This is a genomic window from Streptomyces milbemycinicus, assembly GCF_002154605.1.
Taxonomy (GTDB): Bacteria; Actinomycetota; Actinomycetes; order Streptomycetales; family Streptomycetaceae; genus Streptomyces; species Streptomyces milbemycinicus.
Map to the genome: position 1 here is coordinate 1 of NZ_MUNE01000717.1, position 2,759 is coordinate 2,759.

At 71.4% G+C, this 2,759-nt stretch carries 1 protein-coding gene; it reads right to left on the reverse strand.

Going from position 1 to position 2,759, the window contains the following annotated elements:
- On the reverse strand, positions 1–2,759 hold a 2,759-nt coding region (locus CCN51_RS43850), incomplete at both ends, for an RHS domain-containing protein (RefSeq protein ID WP_143676091.1).

The following is a 2,759-nucleotide window of genomic DNA, read 5'->3' on the forward strand; positions in this document are numbered from 1 at the left end:
GGAGGCCGCTTTCGGGGTCGTAGTACTGGCCGGGGAAGCGCAGCGGGGTGTAGGTGGTGCTGCCGCGCTCCCACGCCGTGGTGCCCCAGAGGGTGGTACGGGTGCGCCAGGCGATGTCGCCGCTCTCGTCGACGAGCTCGGTGGGGGTGCCGACGAGGTCGGTGACGATGGCGAAGAAGCGGCGGTCGATCTCGCGCCGGCTGGTGGCTTCGGTGATGCGCTCGGTCTGTGCCACCGGCCGAACACCGTCGTGATGCCAGGTCAGAGTCACCGGATCAGGGAGGCCCGGGGCGGTGGTGGTCTGTTCGACGAGGGTGCGGCCGCCCCAGGTGAAGTCGACTCGTTCCACCACGGTTTCGCCGTCATCGGCGAGGCGTTGTTTGGCGGTGCGGCGGCCGAGGGGGTCGTAGAGGTAGCGCCAGAGGGTGCCGTCGGGGGTGGTGAGGGTGGTGAGGTGGTTTTCGGCGTCCCAGGTGTAGCGCCAGGTGTCCGGTTTGGCTGACAGGCGGGTTTTCTGGCGAAGGGTGAGGCGGCCGGCGGCGTCGTGTTCGTAGCGGACGCGTCCGGCGCGGGTGATGCGGGTGCCGGTGTAGGCGCGGGCGCCGGTGGTGTCGGCGTCGGGGTGTCTGTCCGGCCAGGTGGCGTGGGTCTGGTTGCCCGCCTCGTCGTAGGCGTAGGTTTCCGTCCAGCCCTGGGCGCGCACGGCGGTGACCCGGCCCGCGTCGTCCAGGTCGAAGGCGCGGGGGCCGCGCAGCCGGTCGTCGATGCCGGTCAGATGGCCGTCGGCGCGGTAGGTGTAGGCGCGGTGCTGGGCGATGTCGCCCGCCGGGCCGGTCAGGGTCTGCTCGGCCAGCCTTCCGGCCGGGTCCCAGATCTGTGCCAGGGTCGCGGTGTCGCCGAGTCGGCGGGCGGTCTCTCGGCCCGCCGCGTCGTACGTGAAGTCGAGGGTCTGGCCGCAGGTGGCCAGCGTGGTGCGACGGCCTGCCGCGTCGTACGAGAACGTGGACTTCGCGCCGGATGGCGTGGTGCGGCGTACGGGGCGGCCGAGGGCGTCGTAGGCATGGGTCAGTACCCGGCCGTCGACCATCTCGGTCGTCACCCGGCCCATCCGGTCCCGCCCGAACACCGCCGACATCTCGGGGCCGACGGCCTCCGTCAGCCGACCCGCCGGGTCGTAGGAGAAGGTGGTGACCTGGCCGTCGGCGTCCTTGCGCACGACCCGGCCGCACACGTCGCGTTCGAGGGAGACTGTCTGGCCCAGCGGGTTGGTGCGGGAGATCAGCCGGCCGGTCGCGTCGTACTCATAGCTGAGGGTGCGGCCGTCGAAGTCCGTCTCAGCGAGCAGCCGGCCGACCGTATCGTAGGTGTAACCCCAGGTCATCCCCTGTGGATTGGTCACCTCGGTGAGGCGCAGCCGGGTGTCATGCGTGAACTGGTGGCGGGCGCCGTCCGGACCGGTCTGGGCGGCCAGCAGGTCGAAGTGGGTGTACTCGTAACGGGTCAGGCCGCCGCTCGCGTCCCTGTGAACGGTGAGGTTGCCCTCGCCGTCGTACGTCCAGCGCTGCTCGGCGCCGTCCGGGGCGGTGCGGCGGAGCAGCTTGCCTTCGACGCTCCACTCCAGGCAGGTGGTGGCGCCGAGGGGGTCGGTGATGGCGGTGGGGCGGCCGAAGGCGTCGCGGTGGTAGGTGGTGGTCGCGCCGAGGGGGTCGGTGATCTCGACGGGGAGCCCGGCCGGGTCGCAGCGGACGCGCGTGGTGTCGCCGAGCGGGTTGGTGACCGAGGCCAGATGGCCGTGGCCGTCGTAGGTGTGGCGGGTGGTGTGGCCCAACGGGTCGGTGGCGGCAGTGCGGTTGCCCCGCTCGTCGTACGCGTAACGCCAGGTGGCCCCGTCCGCCTGGACGACCTCGACGGGGAGCCCCATGTCGTTGTAGGAGGCGGTCCGCTGGGCGCCATCGGGCTTGACCAGGGAGGTCAGCCGGCCGGCCGCGTCGTAGGTGTAGCCGGTGGTCTGGCCGAGCGCGTCGGTTTGGGACAGGATCCGGCCGCGACGGTCTTGCCGGGTTCGGGTGGTGTGGCCGAGCGGGTTGGTCACGGAGATGACCTGGCAGCGGTCGTTGACCAGATAGCGGGTGGTGTGGCCCTCGGGGGTGGTGACCGTGGTGACCCGGTGACCGGTCCGTTCGTCGACCGGGCCGTAGTCGATGTGCAGGGAGATATGGCCCTCGGTGCCGCCCTCGGCGATGACTCGGTCGTTTTGGTCGTAGACGTAGTCGTAGCGGCGGTCGTTGGTGTCGATCCAGGCGATGATCCGGCGCTCGGCGTCGTACTCGAAGCGCAGCGGCAGCCCGGAGGAGTTGGTGACGGCAGTGAGGTTGCCGTCGGTGTAGGCGTAGCGGATGAGCTCCTGATCACTGCCCTCCGGTGCCGCGCCGGCCAGGTGGAGGGCGGTGATACGGCCGTCGGCGGTGGTGATTTTGAGGTGGTAGCCGCCACTGTGGACGATGCCGGTAGGGGTGCCCTGCGTGTCGTATTCGAAGGTCAGGCGGTGGTCGTTGCGGTCGCCGATCTCCGCCAGCAGGGCCTCGCCGTCGCCCCCGCCCGCTGGGCCGGTGAAGTACCAGACACGCCCCGTGGCCGGGTCGGTGAGGGTGTAGTCGCCCTCCACGGTGCGCTCCAGCGGCCAGCGCGGGCCCAGCTCGGGCAGTGTCGGCACACCGGGCGCCGGGTGCGGGTACGACAGCAGCAGCCCGTCCTCGGCG